We start from the raw sequence: 19,381 nt of genomic DNA on the forward strand, positions 1-19,381 counted from the left end.
GACACGTTTCTCCCGCGGATGCTCCCCGTGATACCCGTCACCTGGGGCGGGGCGCGCGGCTGACGCCGTGACCACGCCGCGGTCGCCTTCGCGGACTCCGCGGTCCCACCGGCCCTCCCGGCCCCGCCCTCTCGTGTACTCACCCTTCGCGTACGATTCCGCCCACGGTTTACTTAGGGAAGCCTAACCTTAAGAGAATGGGGGCGCGGTGACCGGTGAGATCTTTCGGGACGATTGGGGAATCCCGCATCTGCGCGCGGACGACGCGGTCGAACTCGCCCGTCTCCAGGGCCGGGTCACCGCCCTCGACCGGGCCTGGCAACTGGAGGTCGAGCGGCACAGGGCACAGGGCACCTCGGCGTCCTTCCTCGGCCCCGAGGCCCTCCCCTGGGACCGCTTCGCCCGTCGTGCCCGCCTGGCCGACACGGCCCGCCGCTGCTTCGCCGAGCTGGAACGGCGGGAACGGCGGGAACGGCGGGACACAGGGACGGCGCACTGGCTACGGGCGTACGTGGCGGGCGTCAACGAGGGGCTGCCTTCCGCCACCGCCCCCGAGTTCGCCCGGGTGGGCCTCACGCCCGGCCGCTGGGAGCCCTGGACACCGCTCGCGGTCTGGATCGCCACGCACATCCTGTTCGCCGGCTTCCCCGCGAAGCTCTGGCGCGAGCGGGTCGCCGCGCACCTCGGCGCGGACGCCGTCGGACTGTTCGCCGCCGACGGCCCCGGCACCTCCGGCAGCAACGGCTGGCTGGTCGCGGGGGAGCGGACGGTGACCGGGCGGGCCGTCATCGCGGGGGACCCGCACCGCTTCATCGAGGAACCCGGCGTCTACCAGCAGATCCACCTGTCCTGCCCGGAGTTCGACGTCGTCGGCCTCGCCGTGCCCGGTGTCCCCGGCATCGCCCACTTCGGTCACACCGGCACGGTCGCCTGGGCGATCACCAACGCCATGGCCGACTACCAGGACCTCTACCGGGAGCAGCTGCGGCGCACCGATGGGGGTGCCCCCTGCTCGAGCGAAGCCGAGAGCTTGGGGGACGGGGTGGAGGCGCTCGGTCCGGACGGGGTCTGGCGGCGGGCCGCCCGGCACACCGAGACCATCGAGGTCGCCGGCGAGGAACCGGTCGGGGTCGAGGTGATCGAGACCGATCGCGGGCCGGTGGTCATCGGCGGTCCCGAGGGCCTCGACGACGGCGTGCCCGAGCCCGGCGCGCCCCCGGTCGCCCTCGCCCTGCGCTACCCGCCGCGGGTCACCGGGGACCTCGGCTTCGGTGCCCTGCTGCCGCTGCTGCGGGCCCGCCGGGTCGCCGACGTGGACCGGGCCGTCGACCTGTGGGCCGAGCCCGTCAACGTGATCCAGGCCGCCGACACCGAAGGCGGCACGCTGCACCGGGTGGCCGGCCGGGTGCCGGTCCGGGCCGAGGCCAACGGGATCCGCCCGGTGCCCGCGTGGGAGCCCGGCCACGACTGGCGGGGATGGCACGAGCCGCCGCGCGCCGGGCTGACCGACGGTGTCGCCGTGATGGCGAACCAGCGCGGCCCGGCCTCCCCCCTCGGGGTCGAGTTCGCACCGCCGCACCGCGCCGACCGCATCGCCGCCCTGCTCGCGCGGAAGGAGCACTGGTCCGCGGCCGACATGCCCGCCCTCCACAGGGACACCCACCTTGCCTCCGCCACCGCCCTGCTGGACCACCTCGCCGCCCTCGACGGCCTGAGTGGACCGGCGGCCGGTCTGCGCGACCGGCTGCTGCGCTGGAACCGGCGGATGGACGCGGACAGCGCCGACGCGGCCGTCTTCGCCGCGGTGCGCGGCGCGGTCGTACGGCGGCTCGCGGAGCACCCCGCGTTCGCCGCACTGACCACGCCCCCGGCCTGGCCGGAGGTCTTCCTGCCCTGGCTGGCGCTGCTCCCCCGCATCGGCTTCGCGCTCGAACACCTCCTGACCGCAGAAGAGTTGTACGGCGTCGACCGCCCGGCCGCGGTCCGCGCGGCACTGGAGGAGGTGGCCGTCCGGCCCCCTGCCGGTACCTGGGGCGACACCCACCGGTCGGCGCCCTGGCGGGCGTTGCCGCCCACGACGCCGTACGACGAGCCCGGTCTGTCGGGCGACCACGACTGTGTGCTGTGCACCTCCTCCGTGCCCGGTCTCACCGACCTCGCGGCGCGCGGCCCGGCCGCGCGGTACGTCTGGGACCTGGCCCGCCGTGAGGACAGCCGCTGGGTGGTGCCGTTCGGCGCCTCGGGCGTCCCGGAATCACCTCATCACCGAGACCAACTGGCCCTGTGGCTCGCGGGAGATCTCGTCCCGGTCGTCACCGACTGGGCGCGGTTGCGGAAGGAGACCGATGTCTGACCCGTACGACTCCCGTGCGGCCGTCCACGAGCAGGTGGTCGACGGCTTCGGCGCTCTGCGCGTCCTGCCGCTCGACCCGTCGGCCGACGCGCCCGTGCTGCACCGCTGGGTGAGCGGGGAACGCGCCGTCTTCTGGGGCATGAACGGCCTCACCGAGCGGCAGGTGGCCGAGATCTACGCCCACATGGACACGCTCGACACCCACCACGCGTACCTCCTCGTCAAGGACGGTGAGCCGGCCGCCCTGTTCCAGACCTACGAACCGGAGGCCGACCGGGTCGGTGAGTGCTACCCCGTCGAACCCGGCGACATCGGCCTCCACCTGCTGCTCGCCCCCGCCTCCCCGGGAGGCGCGCGCTCCGGGTGGACGGCCGCGCTGCTCGCCACCGTCGTCGGGTTCGTGCTGCGGGGCCCGGACCGCGAGCGGGTGGTGGTCGACCCGGACGTGGCCAACGAGAAGGCGATCACCCGCTTCCTGCGGCAGGGCTTCACGGCCGGCCCCGCGGTCGTCCTGCCCGAGATCGACCTGCCGGACGTGTACCTGCCGGAGAAGCGGGCCCGACTCGCCTTCCTCACCCGGGAGGCGGCCTTCGGCGGGTGACGACCCCGCCCGTACCGTGGTGATCTCTGCCGGGGAGGTGAGTGTTCGGTGCCTCCCCTCCGTACTCAGTCTGAAGCCGGATTGCCGGAAGGCGGGAAAACGACGTGCAGCGACGGCGCAGTGGAGCGGCGGGCGAGGGCGGACGCGACGGAGGAACGGTCCGCGGAACCCGGCGACTTCAAGGGCTGGTGCTGCTGGGCACCGTGCTGGTCCTGCTCCTCCTCGGCAGCGCCGGCCCGGCGAGCGCGCACGCGGCCGTCCGCGAGGCCGTCCCCGAGGACGGAAGCGTCGTCAAGACCGCCCCGCAGCACGTCACCATGACCTTCACGGAGTCCGTCGCCCTGCTCGACGACTCGTTCCGGGTCTACAGCCCCGACAACCACCGGGTGAAGCTGGGCGAACCGCGGCACGCCGACGACAGGTCGGACACCGCGCGGGTCGACCTGCCCGACGGGCTCGACGAGGGCACCTACACGGTCGCCTGGCGGGTGGTCTCCGCGGACAGCCACCCCGTCTCCGGCGCCTTCACGTTCTCCATCGGCAAGCCCTCGCCCTCCGCACCCGCCGCGCCCGAGGACCCGGCGGAACACCCGGTCACCTCGAGCCTCTACAACACCGGCCGCTACCTCGCGTACGTCGCCGCCGCCCTGCTCATCGGCACGGTGGCGTTCGCGGCCCTGTGCCGCCCGCCGGACACCGCCCCGCTGCGGATGCCGCTGGTCACGGGCTGGTGGACGCTGCTGACGGCCACCCTGGCCCTCCTCGTCCTGCGGGCCCCGTACGAGAACGGCTCGGCGCCCACGACGGCGTTCGACCTGGCGGCCTTCACCGGCATCCTCACCGGGCGGCCGGCCATCGCCCTGCTGGCCCGGGTGGCGCTGCTGGCACTGACGGCGGCCGTCCTGCTGCGGCTGTCCCGCGTCGCGCACCGCGGTGAGCCGGATGTCGGCGACGGCGAGCCGGGCGACCGGACACCGCCCGCCCAGCTCGCCGTGGGCGGCGTCCTGGCCGTCGCGCTGGCGCTGACCTGGGCGGCCGCCGAGCACGCCTCGGCCGGTATCCAGGTCCCGCTGGCGATGACGTCGTCCGTGCTGCACCTGCTGGCGACGGCCTGCTGGCTCGGCGGCCTCGTGGCCCTGCTCACCGTCCTGTTCAGCGCCGGGACCCCGCTGCCCGTCGCCACGGTCGTCCGCTTCTCCCGCCTCGCCTTCCTCTCCGTGACGGTGCTCGTGGTCACCGGCGTCTACCAGTCCTGGCGGGGCCTCGGCTCCTGGACGGCGCTCGGGGACTCGGCGTACGGGAGGGTCCTGACCGCCAAGCTCGTGATGACGGTCGTCCTGCTCCTGGCGGCGGCCCTGTCCCGCCGCTGGACCATCCGCCTGGCGACGACGGCGGCGACGCCGGTTGCGGCGGACGCGGCGGACGCGGCGGACGGGGAGACAGAGGGTACGGCGGGGGCTGCGGTTGCGGCTGCGGTTGTGGGGAAGGCGTCGGCGGCGAGCCGGCAGCGGGTTCCGGAACTCGTGACCGCCCCCGTCCCGGGCGAGACACCTCCCGCGCCCCCCGCACTCCTGCCCCCCGACACCCGGACGTCACCCGAACCGGCTGCCCCCGCCCCTGAGACATCCGCCTCCGAGGCGTCCGCTCCCGACCGCTACCGGCGAGGTCTGCGCGTCTCCGTCCTGGCGGAAGCGGCCGTGGCGGCCGTGGTGCTGCTGATCACGTCGGTGCTGACCAGTACCCTCCCGGCCCGTGCCGAGGCCGAGGCGGCAAAGGCGGCCGAGAGCGCCCCGATCGCCGGACTGCCCGCGGCGACGGTGATCACCATCCCCTACTCCGTCGGCATCCCCGGCGGGAGGGGCAGCGTGCAGATCACCCTGGACCCGGGCCGGGTCGGGGAGAACGGCATCCAGGCGGTGGCGTTCGCCCCCGACGGCGCCCTGGACTCGGTCCCGGAGCTCCGCCTGTCCTTCACCCTCGAGGAGAAGGACGTCGGCCCCATCGACGCGGGCCTGACCGACCGTGGCGGCTACTGGGCCACCAGCGATCTCACCCTCCCCCTTCCCGGCACCTGGACGATGAAGGCGACCATCAGGGTCTCGGACGTGGACCAGGTGACCGAATCCCACTCCCTCCGTATCGACCCCTGAGGCACCCTCGCCGGGACCGCACCGGAACCGCACCGGTGACGGGAAGGGGCCTGCACGGCACCGGCGAGGAAGCCGGGAGGCCCCGGGCTTCCGCCCGGGGAGCCGGTCAGAGCTTGCTCATCTTGGCGTACGGGCTCAGGATCCGTTCCTGCGCCGAACCGAAATCCACGAGTGCGGCGATCCCGTCCTCGATGCCGATCACGCGGCCGAGACCGTACATGTCGTGTGTGACCTGGTCGCCCACCGTGAAGTGCTTGGGGGGCGGCGCGACCGGTGCTTTGAAGGGGCTGGTGGGCAGAATGCGCTTCGGTGCAGCTGGCTTTGTCATCACCACCAGTATGGGCCTGCGCGCCCGTTCGGCATCGCGCCCGGTGAGCAACTGCCCGAGGCGGACGGCACCAGAACCGCAGCCGCCGGAACCCAGCCCCTGCTCACGCCCTGTGCCGGGCGCTGAGCAGTTTCCCGGGGCCGTACGCCGCCTGGAGTCCGGAGGAGCAGCTGATCCCGTTGCGGGAGACCGCCACGAGCGGTACCGGCTCGTCGGTGATCGCCGCCCGGTGCTTCCGCAGCGCGGCCAGGTCGTGACCGTCGAACGTGGAGCTCTCCGGCCGTTCGCCCGAGCCGAGGAAGAGCAACCGCCGGGCCACCGGCTGCCGGTCGGCGCCCACCAGGTCGATCTCGACGTCGTTGCAGCGGGTCCGGTACCCGCCGATCGCCGGGGCGGCGGGCCGGAGCCCGTCCGGTAGGAGACGGGCGAGGGATTCCCGGACCAGGGGCTCGATCGCACGGACCCGCCGGCTCGTCCACCGCTCCTCGATCCGGCTCAGAGTGGGATCCCCCCACATCCGCTCGATCTCCGCCGTGTGCGGATCCGGAAACGCGAGCCAGAACCGCAGGCAAGGGTCGGCGACCCGGTGGCGGCGTTCCCCGGCGCGCCGAGCAACAAGGCCGGGAGCGGCGTCGGAAACGTCGAAGGGCCCCACCGCGAACGGTGGGGCCCTTCGACTTCGTGCCCGGTGAGGCACTGGCGGAGGATAAGGGATTCGAACCCTTGAGGGGTTGCCCCCAACACGCTTTCCAAGCGTGCGCCCTAGGCCACTAGGCGAATCCTCCGCGAGGAACATTACATGACCGGGAGGAGTGCTCGCGAACTCGTTCTCTCCCCGCGACATGGGGTAGCCTTTGCGCAGCCCCTCACGCGGCGCTATCTGACTGAACTCCCCCAGGGCCGGAAGGCAGCAAGGGTAGGTCGGCTCTGGCGGGTGCGTGGGGGGCGCTCGCGTTTCCGGCTCGCACGTGTGGGGGCGCCCCGAGGGCGGGGCCCGATGTCGGTGGACGCCTATAACCTCGTAGGTGTGTCGTCTCTCGCGCTGTACCGCCGCTATCGCCCGGAGTCGTTCGCCGAGGTCATCGGGCAGGAACATGTCACCGACCCGCTGCAGCAGGCGCTGCGGAACAACCGGGTCAATCACGCGTACCTGTTCAGCGGTCCGCGAGGCTGCGGCAAGACGACCAGCGCGCGCATCCTGGCCCGGTGCCTGAACTGCGAGCAGGGCCCCACGCCGACGCCGTGCGGCGAGTGCCGGTCCTGCCAGGACCTCGCGCGCAACGGGCCCGGCTCGATCGACGTCATCGAGATCGACGCGGCCTCCCACGGTGGTGTGGACGACGCCCGTGACCTGCGTGAGAAGGCGTTCTTCGGGCCCGCCCACAGCCGGTACAAGATCTACATCATCGACGAGGCCCACATGGTCTCCCCGCAGGGCTTCAACGCCCTGCTCAAGGTCGTCGAGGAGCCTCCGGAGCATCTGAAGTTCATCTTCGCGACCACCGAACCCGAGAAGGTCATCGGGACGATCCGCTCGCGCACGCACCACTATCCGTTCCGGCTGGTGCCGCCCGGGGTCCTCCGGGAGTACCTGGGCGAGGTGTGCGACAAGGAGAGCAGCTCCGTCGAGGACGGCGTGCTGCCGCTCGTCGTGCGGGCCGGTGCCGGATCCGTGCGTGACTCCATGTCCGTCATGGACCAGTTGCTCGCCGGCGCCGGACCCGACGGTGTGACGTACGCCATGGCGACCTCCCTGCTCGGGTACACCGACGGCTCGCTGCTCGACTCCGTGGTCGAGGCGTTCGCCACGGGGGACGGTGCTGCGGCCTTCGAGGTCGTCGACCACGTGATCGAGGGTGGCAACGACCCCCGGCGGTTCGTCGCCGACCTGCTCGAGCGCCTTCGCGACCTGGTGATCCTCGCCGCGGTCCCGGATGCCGCGGAGAAGGGGCTCATCGACGTTCCCGCCGATGTCGTCGAGCGGATGCAGGCCCAGGCCGGTGTCTTCGGCGCCGCCGAACTCAGCCGCGCCGCCGACCTCGTCAACGAGGGGCTCACCGAGATGCGGGGCGCCACCTCGCCCCGGCTCCAGCTCGAGCTGATCTGTGCCCGCGTGCTGCTGCCTGCCGCGTACGGCGACGAGCGGTCGGTCATGGCCCGCCTGGACCGGATCGAGCGGGGCGTGAACTTCTCGGCGGGCGCTCCCGCCGCCGGCCTGCCGACCATGGGGTACGTGCCGGGGGACGGCGCCCATGGGGGGGCCGAGAGTGCCCCGGTTCCGCCGGGGGGCGGTCCGGCCGCGGCCCGGGCCGCGGCGCGGGGGCAGGTCCCGCCCTCGCTCCCGCCTTCGCCGGTGCAGCCGCCGGCTCCGGTGCCTCCGGTGCCTCCGGTCGCCGCGCCACCGGTCGCCGTGGCTCCGGTCCAGGCCCCCGTTCAGCCTCCGGCCGCGGCTTCGGTGGCTCCGCCCGTTGCGGGGCCGGGCGAGCCCGTGTCCGGTGCCCCCGCCCCGGGGGCCTGGCCCACCGCGGCCTCCGCCGGAGGCGGTCGCCGGCCCGGTGGCTGGCCCACGGCCGCAGCGGCGGGCGGCGGGCGGCCCCAGGCCGCCGCTCCGGGCGCTCCCGCCCCCGCTCCCGCTCCCGTTCCCACGCCTGCTTCTGCGCCCCAGGCACCCCAAGCGCCCCAGGCGGGCCCCGGGCCCTCCGGTGGCGGTGGCGGCGGGCTCGATCCCCGCACGCTCTGGCCGAACATCCTCGAGGTGGTCAAGAACCGCCGTCGATTCACCTGGATCCTGCTCAGCCAGAACGCCCAGGTGACCGGTTTCGACGGTACGACCCTCCAGATCGGCTTCGTGAACTCCGGCGCGCGGGACAACTTCCTGAGCAGCGGCAGCGAGGACGTGCTGCGGCAGGCCCTGGGTGAGCAGTTCAACGTGCAGTGGAAGATCGAGGCCGTCGTCGACCCGTCCGGGGGCGGTGCGGCGGCCCCGGCCCCCGGTGGTGGCCGGAGCGGTGGGGGCGCTGCGGGCTACGGCGCGGGCGGCGGCGGTGGCTCGGGCGGTGACGGTGGTTACGGGGGTGCAGGCGCCGGTCAGCGTTCCGGGGCCGCCCAGCCGTCGGGGATGTCCGGCCCGTCCGGTTCCTCTGCGTACGCCTCCACGCAGCAGGCGCCCTCCGTGCCCGCACCGGCACCGGCGACTCGGCCCTCCGCTCCGGAGCCGCCCCCCGTCTCCCCCGAGGACGACGTCCCCGAGGAGGACGACCCCGACCTGGACGAGTCCGCCCTCTCCGGCAAGGAGCTCATCGTCCGGGAACTGGGTGCGACCGTGATCGAGGAGCTCACGAACGAGTAGGAGCGGACGAGCGGAAGCGAGCGAGCGCACCCGGACGAGCGCACCCGGACGGATGGAGCGGCCGGGCGGGTTGGAGGAACGCACGAACCCGCCCGGCCCGCTCCTTCGGAAGCCCGCACAAGGCGAACGCCTCCGGTCCCGTTAGGCTGACCCCGTGAAGGTCCTCGTCATCGGCAGCGGTGCCCGCGAACACGCCCTGTGCCGTTCTCTGTCCCTCGATCCCGACGTCACCGCGCTCCACTGCGCTCCCGGCAACGCCGGTATCGCCGAGGTGGCCGAGCTGCACCAGGTCGACGCCCTGGACGGCGCGGCCGTGTCCGCGCTGGCCGCACGGCTCGGCGTGGACCTCGTGGTGGTCGGCCCGGAGGCCCCGCTCGTCGCCGGTGTCGCCGACGCCGTGCGCGCGGCGGGCATCGCCGCCTTCGGCCCCTCCAGGGAGGCCGCGCGGCTCGAGGGCTCCAAGGCCTTCGCGAAGGACGTCATGGCGGGGGCGGGCGTGCCCACGGCACGGGCATACGTCTGCACCACCCCCGCCGAGGCCGCCGCCGCCCTCGACGCCTTCGGTGCTCCCCACGTCGTCAAGGACGACGGGCTCGCCGCCGGCAAGGGTGTGGTCGTCACCGACGACCTCGAGGCGGCCCAGGCGCACGCCGAGGCGTGCAGGCAGGTGGTCATCGAGGAGTACCTGGACGGCCCCGAGGTCTCCCTCTTCGCCGTGACCGACGGCGAGACCGTGCTGCCGCTCCAGCCCGCCCAGGACTTCAAGCGCGCGCTGGACGGCGACGAGGGTCCCAACACCGGCGGCATGGGGGCGTACTCCCCGCTGCCGTGGGCCGATCCGAAGCTGGTCGACGAGGTCACGCGGTCGGTCCTGCAGCCGACCGTCGACGAGTTGCGGCGGCGCGGCACCCCCTTCTCCGGCCTGCTCTACGCCGGTCTCGCGATCACCTCGCGCGGTGTGCGCGTGATCGAGTTCAACGCCCGGTTCGGCGACCCGGAGACGCAGGTCGTGCTGGCCCGGCTGAAGAGCCCGCTGGCCGGGCTGCTGATGGCCGCCGCCACCGGGAACCTCGCCGACCTGGAGCCGCTGCGCTGGAGCGAGGACGCCGCCGTCACGGTCGTCGTCGCCTCGCACAACTACCCCGGCCCTCCGCGCACCGGCGACCCGATCACCGGCCTGGACGAGGTCGCCGCCCAGGACGCCCCGCACGCGTACGTGCTGCACGCGGGGACGAAGCGGGTGGGCGAGGAGACCGTCAGCGCGGGCGGCCGGGTGTTGTCCGTCACGGCGACCGGCGCGGATCTCACCGAGGCCCGCGACCGTGCCTACCGCGCGGTCTCCCGGATCCGCCTCGACGGCTCCCAGCACCGCACGGACATCGCGGCGGAGGCGGCCAAGGGCGCATGAGCCCACGCCCCCACCGATGAACCCCACGGGCCCCGATCCGCCTCAGGATCCGGGGCCCGAACTTTGCCGTCCGTCACTCACCTTTGCCCTGAGCCATTCCATCGAGTGACCGATACGCCATCCGGCTGACGAGGGCCGGGGCCCCAACTAGGGTGCCGCGCAAGCGTTCCGGCATGCTCCGGCACTTGGCTCACCGGCATTGCGATGTCAGTGACGGGTGTCACAGTGGGGAGTGGGCAACGCCAGGAGAGCGTCCGGACCGTCGGGAGGGGGTGAGGCAGGGACATGAGCATGAGCGGAGGTGTCATGGGCAGGGACGCGGGTGCGCAGTCGGCGCGTTCACGGGCACTCGCGGTGCTCCGCCTGCGCAGCAGGGCACTGGCCGTCGCCCTGCTGCCCGCGGCCGTCGCGGTGATCCTGCTCGTCGGCGGCTCCACCGGCCATTTCGTCGGCACCGGCTGGGACGTCGTCCGCTGGACGCTCACGCCGCTGGCGGTACTGGCCCTGCTCGCCGCCGCCGGAGTCGCCCTGGTCGTCGCCCGCGCCCGGCCCGCCATGAGCCCGACGGTCCCGATCGCCGAGCGGGCGGCCCCGGACCTGTACCGGATGGTGCGCGACCTCGCCGACCGGCTCGACGTCCCCGCTCCGTCCGCGATAGCGCTCACCCCGGACTGCGACAGTTGGCTGGAGGACCGCACCCACCCGGCGCACGGCCCCCCGCCCCTCGAGGAGCCCGCCGAGGAGCACGGGGACACAGCGGGCTCGGGCCGGCCTCCGCACCGCCGGACGACCGTCGCCGCGCCCGTGCTGGTGATCGGCTCCCCGTTCCTGTGGTGGATGCGGGTCGGCGAGTTGCGCGCGGTCCTCGCCCCGGTCGTGGCCGGTACGGGACCCTCGGCACACCCGGACATAGCCGCCGCCCGGCGTTTCGTCCGGGGTCTCGACGCCGCGGTGGCCGTGACCTCGGAGCCTCGGCGCGGACCGGTCTTCCGGGCGGTGTTCGCCGGCGTCGGCTGGGTCGCGCGGTCGTTGCTGCGCGGCTGCCGGGTGCACACCGCCGAGATGGAGCGCGGGGTCGCCGCGGCGGCGGCCGACCGCGCCCAGGCCGTGGACTACGGGCTGAGGATCGTCGCCCAGGAACAGGTGGGACTGGCGTACGCGGGCTGGGACCGGCTGCTCACCCGGGTGGCGCTGCCCGCCTGGCGGATGGGCCGCTGGCCCTCGCGGCTCAACGCCGGGGTGGTGGCCGCGCTCACCGAGCTGTCCCGCCGGGACCGGCTGGCCGAGGGGTTCGCCTCCCGCCTCGGTGAGCGTCCCGCCTGCGACCTGCTCGAAGAGCCCGGAGCGGTGGATGAGGCCACCTCCCTCCTCGCCGCCCGCCTCTTCCACGGCGGCCCCGCCGGGAGCGGGCCCGAGTGGTCGCCGGTCCACTGGGGCGACTACCCGGAGGAGGTCGTCGACCGCAAATGGCGTACGGACGCGGCCCGGCTCCACCGCGTTCTGGACGCCCTCGGCGTACGCCCCGCCGACAGCGGGGAGGGCCTGGGCTCCGACGGCCCGACCCTCTCCCGCGTCCTCGACCACCTGACGGACCCGGTGCCGGTCCCACGCGCGGAACCGCCCGTGCACACGGGACCGGGAAACGGTGCCGACGCCGTCGGCCATGACGAGGACTCCGACGACGAGGAACCCGACGACGAGGACCTCTCCGGAACCACCCCGCGCAGTGCCGCCCTGGCCGCCCGGATCAGCGCCGAAGTGGCCCGCGAGGGCGCCGCGGCCACCGAGCGGGCCGCGTCCGCCTCCATATCCATACCTGCCTCATCCATACCCGCTTGCGGAACCGCCTCGGCCGAGAGCGCCCCGAGCGCTCCCCCCGCACCGGCCGACCTCGCCTCCCTCTGGGACGACAGGGCGTTGCCCCTGCTTCCCCTCCAGCCCCCGCGCACCGGCCGCGAACTGCTCGCCGACCACATCATGGCGATGGTCTGCTGCGCGGCCATGGACACCGCGGGCGCGGCCCCCGGGCTCGACTGGCTCGACGGCCCGGCCCTCCTCATCGGCGGCGTCCGTGTCACGGACCTCCCCGCCCAGGTCATGACGCTGATCGAGGACGGCGACCCTGCGGCCCTGCGCCTGTGGCTGACCCGGCAGGGCATACGCCCGGAGAAGCCCGTACGGCTCGTCTGAGCCGGACTTCCCCCACCTCCTGCCCCCTCACCCGGAGTTCCGGCTTCCGCTTTTGACCGGTTCGCGACGAAGGGTGATGGAATGCGTGCTCCATGTGATGTGCTTGGCCTGTTCGTGCTCCGTGACCAGGGCTTGCGCCGTACGACAAGCGCATCGCCGCCCGTCGGCAACGGGGCCGGCAGGGCCAGTGGGGCCAGTGGGGGCCGACGGGGCCGGGGAGGGGAGCGACCATGGGGCCGGAGCAGGGCCGCCGCCGGATCGAGGGGTTCAGTTCCACCGGCGGGGTGGCACCCGGAGGGACGATCGACTTCCACGTCTCCGTCGACCCGCCCCAGGAGTTCGGCGTCGACGTCCACCGCGTCGGCCACTACGACGGGCGGCGCACCGCCCGGATCGCGTCCGGCCCCCGCCTGGCGGGCATCGCACAGCCGCCGCCGCTCACCGCCGACCGTACGGTCTCCTGCCACCACTGGTGGCTGTCCTGGCGACTGCGGGTCCCGTCGGACTGGAGCGTCGGCGCCTACGTGGCCGTCCTGACCACCGCCGACGGCCGCCACCGGTCCCACATCCCCTTCACGGTGCGCGACGACCGCCCGGCGGACCTGCTCCTGGTGTTACCCGACATCACCTGGCAGGCCCACAACCGCTACCCGTGGGACGAGGACGGGCAGCCGCTCGACGAGGCCGACGCGGCGGCGACCACCGTCTCCTTCGACCGCCCGTACGCGGACACCGGCCTGCCGCCGTACGCCGGTCACACCTACGACGTCATCCGCTGGGCCGAACGCTACGGCTACGACCTCGCCTACGCCGACGCCGGCGACCTGCACGCCGGCCGGGTCGATCCCACCCGCTACCGGGGAATGGTCTTCCCCGGACCCGACGTGTACTGGTCCCAGGCCATGCGCGGCACCGTGGAACACGCCCGCGAGCACGGCACCTCCCTCGTCTTCCTCTCCGCCCGCACCATGTACGGGCAGGTGGAGCTCGCCCCCTCCCCGTCCGGAGCCCCCGACCGTCTGCTGACCCACCGCAGACGCCGGGCCCCGGAACGCCGGACTCCGGGCAGACCGTCGCTGTGGCGGGAGACGGACCGCGCCGAGCAGCAGCTGCTCGGCATCCAGTACGCCGGTCAGGTCCCCGCACCGCATCCGCTGATCGTGCGCAACGCCGACCACTGGCTGTGGCAGGGGACGGGGGCGTCCGAGGGCGACGGGATCGAGGGGCTGGTCGCGGTCGGGGCCGACCGTTACTTCCCGCGCACCCCGCTGCCCGAGCACGAGGAGCGGATCCTGCTCGCGCACTCCCCGTACACCGACCGGGCGGACGGCAGACGGCACCAGGAGACCTCCCTGCACCGGGCGCCCTCCGGCGCGTGGGTCTTCGCGTCGGGGACGCTCGCCTGGTCCCCGGCCCTGGACGGCCCCGGCCGGAGCGACCCCCGCATCCAGCGCGCCACGGCCAATCTCCTCGACCGCATCTGCAAACACGTCTGACCGGCTCCGGCCCGTGGCCCCCGCGGCCGCCCCCGAGCGGCGGGGGCGGCCGTCCGTACGGGACAATTGGCGTCACTGTCCCGCCGTCTCCCCCGCCGTCCTGCGCGAGTGGAGCGAGCCCCGCGGGGTGTCCTGCTGTTCCGAGCCACGCGGAGGAACCGTGTCCGGATTCGTCGAGAAGCCCGAGCCGATCCAGGTTCCGGGCCTGGTGCACCTGCACACCGGAAAGGTGCGCGAGCTGTACCGGAACGAGGCCGGCGACCTCGTCATGGTCGCCAGTGACCGCATCTCCGCCTACGACTGGGTGCTGCCGACCGAGATCCCGGACAAGGGCAGGGTCCTCACCCAGCTCTCCCTCTGGTGGTTCGACCAGCTCGCCGACCTGGTCCCGCACCACGTCCTGAGCACCGAACTCCCCGCGGGCGCCCCCGCCGACTGGGCGGGCCGCACACTCGTCTGCACGTCCCTGCGGATGGTCCCCGTGGAGTGCGTGGCCCGCGGCTACCTCACCGGTTCGGGCCTCGCCGAGTACCGGGAGTCCCGTACGGTCTGCGGCCTGGCCCTCCCCGAGGGGCTGGTGGACGGATCGGAACTGCCCGGCCCGATCTTCACCCCGGCCACCAAGGCCGCCGTCGGCGAGCACGACGAGAACGTCTCCTACGAGGAGGTCGCCCGCCAGGTCGGCGCCGACGTCGCGGCGCAGCTGCGGCAGACCACCCTCGCCGCGTACACCCGTGCCCGGGACATCGCCCGCGACCGGGGGATCATCCTCGCGGACACCAAGTTCGAGTTCGGCTTCGACGGCGACACCCTGGTCGTCGCGGACGAGGTGCTCACCCCGGACTCCTCCCGCTTCTGGCCGGCCGATCAGTGGGAGCCGGGCCGCGCACAGCCGTCGTACGACAAGCAGTACGTGCGGGACTGGCTGACCTCCGCCGAGTCGGGCTGGGACCGTGCGAGCGAGCAGCCCCCGCCGGCGCTGCCGCAGCCCGTCGTCGACGCGACCCGGGCGAAGTACGTGGAGGCGTACGAGCGTTTGACGGGCATGAGCTGGAGCTGAGGGAACGGCGAAGGCCCCGGTCGATGACCGGGGCCTCGGTGTGGAGCGGACGACGAGGTTCGAACTCGCGACCTCAACCTTGGCAAGGTTGCGCTCTACCAGCTGAGCTACGTCCGCATTGCGCCGTGGCGCGAGGCCAACTATACCCAACCCCGCTCGCGGGCGAGGCGTACCGCGGCATGACGGTTCTCCGCACCGAGTTTCGAAGCGGCCGACGACAGGTAGTTGCGCACGGTCCCCTGGGACAGCGCGGCCCGCTCCGCGATCTCCGCCACGGGCGCCCCGTCGGCCGCGAGTTCCAGCACCTCGGCCTCGCGCACGGTCAGCGGCGAGTCGCCCGCGGCGATCGCGTCGGCGGCCAACTCGGGATCCACGTAACGGTTTCCCGCGTGCACCGCGCGGATGATCTCTGCGAGGCGCTGTGCGCTGACGGTCTTGGGGACGAAGCCGCGCACCCCCGCCGCGAGCGCCCGCTTCAGGTGTCCGGGCCGTCCGTGGCTGGTCACGATCAGCACCCGGCAGCCGGGGAGTTCCGCCCGCAGTGATGTGGCGACGTTCACGCCGTCGGCGCCGGGCATCTGCAGATCCAGTACGGCGACGTCGGGGACGTGCGCCCGGGCCATCGCCAGTGCCTCCGGACCGGAGGCCGCCTCGGCGACGACCAGGAGGTCGTCCTCCAGGGACAGCAGCGCGGTGAGCGCACCCCGGATCAGATGCTCGTCGTCGGCGAGCAGCAGCCGGACGGGGTGCGCGGGCCGGGGTGTCGTCACGGCGTGACCTCGCTCACGTTCGTACGGGACGCGGGAGCCGCGGTGGACGTGGCGGACACGGGGGACGCGGTGGGTTCCCCCGAGGGGAACGTTCCGGAACCGGCGGCCGACGGCAACGGGACCTCGGCCGTCAGCAGGAACCGCCCGTCCCCGGTCGGGCCGGCCCGCAGGGTGCCGCCGATCTCGGCCAGCCGCTCACGCAGCCCGACCAGTCCGGCCCCCCGGCCCGAGCCGCCGTTCTCCGGCACACCGTCGTTCTCCACCGTCAGTACCGTCCGCACCGTCTGCCCCTTCAGCACCCGTATCCCCACCGCACACCGCCGTGCGTCCCCGTGCCGCAGCACGTTGGTCACCGCTTCCCGTACGACCCAGCCCAGCGCGGACTGCACCTGCGCCGGGAGCCCGGTCGCCGAACCGGTGACCGCGCAGTCGATGCCGGCCGCTTCCAGGACGCCCTTGGCGCCCGCGAGTTCGCTGCCCAGGTCGGCCTCGCGGTAGCCGCGGACGACCTCGCGCACCTCCCGCTGCGCCTCGTGCGCCAGCCGCTGCACCTCGACCATCTGCGTCACCGCCTCCGGCCTTTCCCGCTGGGCCAGTTGGACGGCCAGCTCGCTCTTCAGCGCGATCACGGCGAGGTTGCGGCCCATGACGTCGTGCAGATCCCGTCCGAACCGCAGCCGCTCCTCCGCGACGGCGAGCCGGGTACGGGTCTCCCGGGCCTCGTCGAGTTCGTACACGGTGTGGAGCAGCCAGGACGAGATCACCGAGGTGAAGGCCATGACCCCGCAGCCGACCAGCATCACCACCGCGAAGAGCAGCGCGTCCGGGGCGGGCACACCGAAGGACAGCGACACCAGTCCCGTGCCCACCGCGAAGCCCACCACCCAGCCGAACACCCGCGGTCGGCTGCGCACCCCGAGCGCGACGATCCCGACGCCGAAGCACGGGAGGAACAACAGGATCCCGGCGACCGCTTCGGCGACGTCGCTGCTCGCCGGCCCGTGCTCGACGATCGCCATGGCCGCCACCGTGACGGCCGCGGAGACGGCCCCGAGCGCCCACAGCAGCCGGAGCGGCTGCTTCCGCTGCCCGCGCACCCAGTCCAGTGCCCGCGAGGCGGTCACGGCGCACAGCACGCAGTGCACGGCGATCACGAGCAGCAGGGGAACAGCGAGCCTCGGCCCGAGGTGCCCGAACCGCCCGACCATCGGGCTGCCGGCCGCCATGAACTCGACCAGGGCGAAGGAGTGGAACGACCACCGGGTGTACGTCTCCACCTTGTCCGGGGTGCTCTTGCTCCCCCACCAGCCGCCCGGCCTGCCCGGGCCACCGCCTCCCGCCGTCGGCACGTCAGCGCCTCGGGTCCCAGCGGAACCACCGGCGGACGGCGAACACCGACAGCAGCGCCCAGGCCGCGCCGGTCGCCAGGGCGAACAGTGTCTCGGAGCCGGACAGGCTGCCGGTGAAGCCGCCGCGCAGCAGGGTCATCACGGGGGCGAGGGGCAGCAGTGCGCAGAAGGAGGCCAGCCGGTCGGGCAGCACCTCCAGCGGGACCATCACCCCGGAGCCGGCCATCGACACCAGGATCACCGGCATCGCGGTGACCTGCGCGCTCTCGGTGGTCCGGGTGAAGCCCGCGGTGACGGCGGCGAGCGCCGCGCACAGCCCCAGGCCCAGCAGCAGCCCCAGCACGGACAGATGGACGGCTTGCGGCGCGGCCATGTCCAGGAGCAGTGCGCAGCCCCCCGCCAGCAGCAGCGACTGCACCAGCCCGATGGCGACGGACGGGAGCGAGGCCCCGCAGAGGATCTCGGCGTCCCGCAGTTCCCCGGTGCGCAGCCGCTTCAGCACCAGTTCCTCGCGCCGGGTGACGAAGACGCTGACGAGCGACGTGTAGACGGCGAACAGCAGAGAGAAGCCGATCGCGCCGGGCAGGACCACCGCGCCGAGATCGAGACCCACCTCGTCGAGGTCCATCCCGTCGGCCACCGAGTACAGGCTGAGCGGAAGCACCAGCGGCACGAAGAGCGCGGCGAAGAGCGTGCCCCTGCTGCGTCCGAGCAGCGCCAACTCGGCTCGGGCGAGGGCCCGCATGCGTCCCACGGGGGTGCTTGCCGCGGTGTTCCCGCCGCTCACGGCCTCCGCCGTTCCCCCGGTCGACCCCTCGGCCGAATTCTTGGTCGTGCTGACCGTCCCGCTCATGCCGCGTACTCCTTTCCCATGGTGGTGCTCTCCCCCTGCTCGAGGGTTTCGCGCGCGGAGGCTTCCCGGGCTATACCCAGGAACGCCTCCTCCAGCGACGCCGAGCGCACGTCCAGCCCCTTCAGTTCCACACCGGCCTGCTCCGCCCACACCAGCAGGCCCGTGGCCGCCCGTTGCAGCTCACGGGTGTGCAGCCGGACGACCTGTCCGTCCAGTTCGTGCCCGGTCACGCCCAGGTCGTCGAGCGGCGGCAGGTCACCGGGGAAGTAGCCGTGGGGCAGTTCGAAGGTGATCCGCGACGGCTGTGCGGCGGTCACCTCGGCGGGGGTGCCGGTGATGGCGATGCGTCCCTTGTGCATGATCGCGAGGCGGTCGGCCAGGGACTCGGCCTCCTCGAGGTAGTGGGTGGTCAGCAGCACGGTCGTGCCGTTGTCGCGCAGGGCCCGCACCAGACGCCAGGTGTCGCGGCGCCCTTCGGCGTCCAGGCCGGTCGTCGGCTCGTCGAGGAACAGCACCTCGGGGTCGCCGAGCAGCGCGAGGGCCAGGTCGAGGCGGCGCCGCTCACCCCCGGACAGCTGCTTGACCCGTACGCCGTCCTTCCCGGCCAGTCCGACCAGGGGCAGCACCTCCTGCGGGGGACGGGCCCCGCTGACGGTGCCGGCCCACATCCGCGCGGTCTCCATGACGGTCAGGTCGGAGGGGAAACCGCCCTCCTGGAGCATCACGCCGGTGCGAGGCCGCACCACGGCGCGGTCGGTGTACGGGTCGTGACCGAAGATCCTGACCTGCCCGCCGGTCGGCACCGCGAGGCCCTCCAGCAGTTCGACGGTGGAGGTCTTGCCCGCGCCGTTGGTGCCCAGCAGCGCGAAGACCTCCCCGCGCCGTACGGAGAAGTCGATCCCGCGTACGGCCTCGAACCCGCCCCCGTACACACGGCGAAGGTCGGTGACCTCGATCACGTGCTCATGTTCGTTTCCTCGCATGCCCCGATCATTCAGGATCGACCGGCCGGACGGCCGTGCGGGCTGTCACCACTGGGCGTGACAAATGTCAGAACGGCGCCCAAGTCGTCTCGTACGGGCACCGAGAGGGGCACGGCAGCACGAAAAGACCCCGGTCCGATGGACCGGGGTCTGATTCCCGAGCGGACGACGAGGTTCGAACTCGCGACCTCAACCTTGGCAAGGTTGCGCTCTACCAGCTGAGCTACGTCCGCACTGCTCCCGACCGGCTTTCACCGATCGGTGCGAGCACCAGCCTACCTGATCGGATGCGCCGATCGGTACGACTACGCAGAGCGGGTGACAGGAATTGCACACTGCGCCTTCCCCCTGGAAGGGGGATGTTCTACTACTGAACTACACCCGCATGTACTCCGTGAGCTGGGCTTTTCGGCCTGGCCTCGCGGCGTGCTCCAGACTCTAGCTGATCAATAGGGGTGTTGTGCAAGTCGGCTGTCCCGGGCGCCGGGCGG

At 73.3% G+C, this 19,381-nt stretch carries 13 protein-coding genes, 4 tRNA genes, 1 other RNA gene and 1 pseudogene; 9 read left to right on the plus strand and 10 right to left on the minus strand.

Annotated features, from left to right (window positions below):
* Positions 1-208 precede the first annotated feature (208 nt).
* The 3 genes from ACTWJ9_RS17125 (at position 209) to ACTWJ9_RS17135 (ending at position 5,104) form a co-directional block, all read left to right on the plus strand.
* Positions 209-2,353, plus strand: a complete 2,145-nt coding sequence (locus tag ACTWJ9_RS17125; protein ID WP_443294388.1) for a penicillin acylase family protein — start codon at positions 209-211, stop codon at positions 2,351-2,353.
* Positions 2,346-2,954, plus strand: a complete 609-nt coding sequence (locus tag ACTWJ9_RS17130) for a GNAT family N-acetyltransferase (RefSeq protein WP_279335120.1) — start codon at positions 2,346-2,348, stop codon at positions 2,952-2,954. The genes ACTWJ9_RS17125 and ACTWJ9_RS17130 overlap by 8 nt, the downstream gene beginning before the upstream one ends.
* Before the next feature lie 188 nt (positions 2,955-3,142).
* Complete coding sequence (locus tag ACTWJ9_RS17135; protein ID WP_279337995.1) at positions 3,143-5,104, plus strand: copper resistance CopC/CopD family protein; 1,962 nt, start codon at positions 3,143-3,145, stop codon at positions 5,102-5,104.
* Positions 5,105-5,210: 106 nt separating this feature from the next.
* On the opposite strand, the gene ACTWJ9_RS17140 is transcribed toward ACTWJ9_RS17135, so the two are convergent.
* The 3 genes and pseudogenes from ACTWJ9_RS17140 to ACTWJ9_RS17150 form a co-directional block, all read right to left on the minus strand.
* Positions 5,211-5,432, minus strand: coding sequence for a hypothetical protein (locus ACTWJ9_RS17140; RefSeq protein ID WP_279335121.1), 222 nt, complete (start codon positions 5,430-5,432; stop codon positions 5,211-5,213).
* A 103-nt stretch (positions 5,433-5,535) separates the two neighbouring features.
* Positions 5,536-6,036, minus strand: a pseudogene (locus ACTWJ9_RS17145) (ATP-binding protein); the annotation flags it as partial.
* A gap of 93 nt (positions 6,037-6,129) precedes the next feature.
* Positions 6,130-6,217, minus strand: a tRNA-Ser gene (locus ACTWJ9_RS17150).
* 72 nt (positions 6,218-6,289) lie between these two features.
* Between ACTWJ9_RS17150 and ffs the strand changes: the two genes are divergently transcribed.
* The 6 genes from ffs to ACTWJ9_RS17180 all read left to right on the plus strand — a co-directional run bounded on the left by ffs (position 6,290) and on the right by ACTWJ9_RS17180 (position 14,935).
* Positions 6,290-6,388: signal recognition particle sRNA small type (gene ffs / locus ACTWJ9_RS17155), an RNA gene on the plus strand.
* A 71-nt stretch (positions 6,389-6,459) separates the two neighbouring features.
* Positions 6,460-8,781, plus strand: a complete 2,322-nt coding sequence (locus ACTWJ9_RS17160) for a DNA polymerase III subunit gamma and tau (protein WP_443294389.1) — start codon at positions 6,460-6,462, stop codon at positions 8,779-8,781.
* Positions 8,782-8,935: 154 nt separating this feature from the next.
* Entirely contained in the window at positions 8,936-10,189 is a 1,254-nt protein-coding gene (gene purD / locus ACTWJ9_RS17165) for a phosphoribosylamine--glycine ligase (RefSeq protein ID WP_279335123.1), read from the plus strand.
* 285 nt (positions 10,190-10,474) lie between these two features.
* Positions 10,475-12,379 carry a hypothetical protein gene (locus tag ACTWJ9_RS17170; RefSeq protein ID WP_279335124.1) on the plus strand — a complete coding sequence of 635 codons (1,905 nt, stop codon included), beginning with the start codon at positions 10,475-10,477 and terminating at the stop codon, positions 12,377-12,379.
* Positions 12,380-12,609: 230 nt separating this feature from the next.
* Complete coding sequence (locus ACTWJ9_RS17175) at positions 12,610-13,875, plus strand: N,N-dimethylformamidase beta subunit family domain-containing protein (protein ID WP_387037307.1); 1,266 nt, start codon at positions 12,610-12,612, stop codon at positions 13,873-13,875.
* A gap of 160 nt (positions 13,876-14,035) precedes the next feature.
* Positions 14,036-14,935: a phosphoribosylaminoimidazolesuccinocarboxamide synthase gene (locus tag ACTWJ9_RS17180; RefSeq protein ID WP_279335126.1), complete on the plus strand. Its 900-nt coding sequence runs from the start codon at positions 14,036-14,038 to the stop codon at positions 14,933-14,935.
* A 41-nt stretch (positions 14,936-14,976) separates the two neighbouring features.
* Here the strand turns inward: ACTWJ9_RS17180 and ACTWJ9_RS17185 are convergent.
* From ACTWJ9_RS17185 to ACTWJ9_RS17215, 7 genes are all read right to left on the minus strand, one after another.
* Positions 14,977-15,052: transfer RNA gene (locus ACTWJ9_RS17185), tRNA-Gly, on the minus strand.
* Positions 15,053-15,075: 23 nt separating this feature from the next.
* On the minus strand, positions 15,076-15,705 hold the full coding sequence (locus ACTWJ9_RS17190; protein WP_279335127.1) for a response regulator transcription factor: 630 nt from the start codon (positions 15,703-15,705) through the stop codon (positions 15,076-15,078).
* Entirely contained in the window at positions 15,702-17,054 is a 1,353-nt protein-coding gene (locus ACTWJ9_RS17195; protein ID WP_443294390.1) for a sensor histidine kinase, read from the minus strand. Before ACTWJ9_RS17195 ends, ACTWJ9_RS17190 begins: the two co-directional genes overlap by 4 nt.
* 1 nt (position 17,055) lies before the next feature.
* Complete coding sequence (locus ACTWJ9_RS17200) at positions 17,056-17,799, minus strand: ABC transporter permease (protein WP_443295894.1); 744 nt, start codon at positions 17,797-17,799, stop codon at positions 17,056-17,058.
* 104 nt (positions 17,800-17,903) lie between these two features.
* Positions 17,904-18,890 (minus strand): ABC transporter ATP-binding protein, encoded by a 987-nt coding sequence (locus tag ACTWJ9_RS17205; RefSeq protein ID WP_279335129.1) that lies wholly within the window; start codon positions 18,888-18,890, stop codon positions 17,904-17,906.
* 160 nt (positions 18,891-19,050) lie between these two features.
* Positions 19,051-19,123 (minus strand) — tRNA-Gly (locus ACTWJ9_RS17210).
* Positions 19,124-19,203: 80 nt separating this feature from the next.
* Positions 19,204-19,275 (minus strand) — tRNA-Gly (locus ACTWJ9_RS17215).
* Between the last annotated feature and the right edge of the window lie 106 nt (positions 19,276-19,381).

It is taken from the genome of Streptomyces sp. GDS52 (assembly GCF_052246875.1).
In the GTDB taxonomy this organism is placed as follows: domain Bacteria; phylum Actinomycetota; class Actinomycetes; order Streptomycetales; family Streptomycetaceae; genus Streptomyces; species Streptomyces cathayae.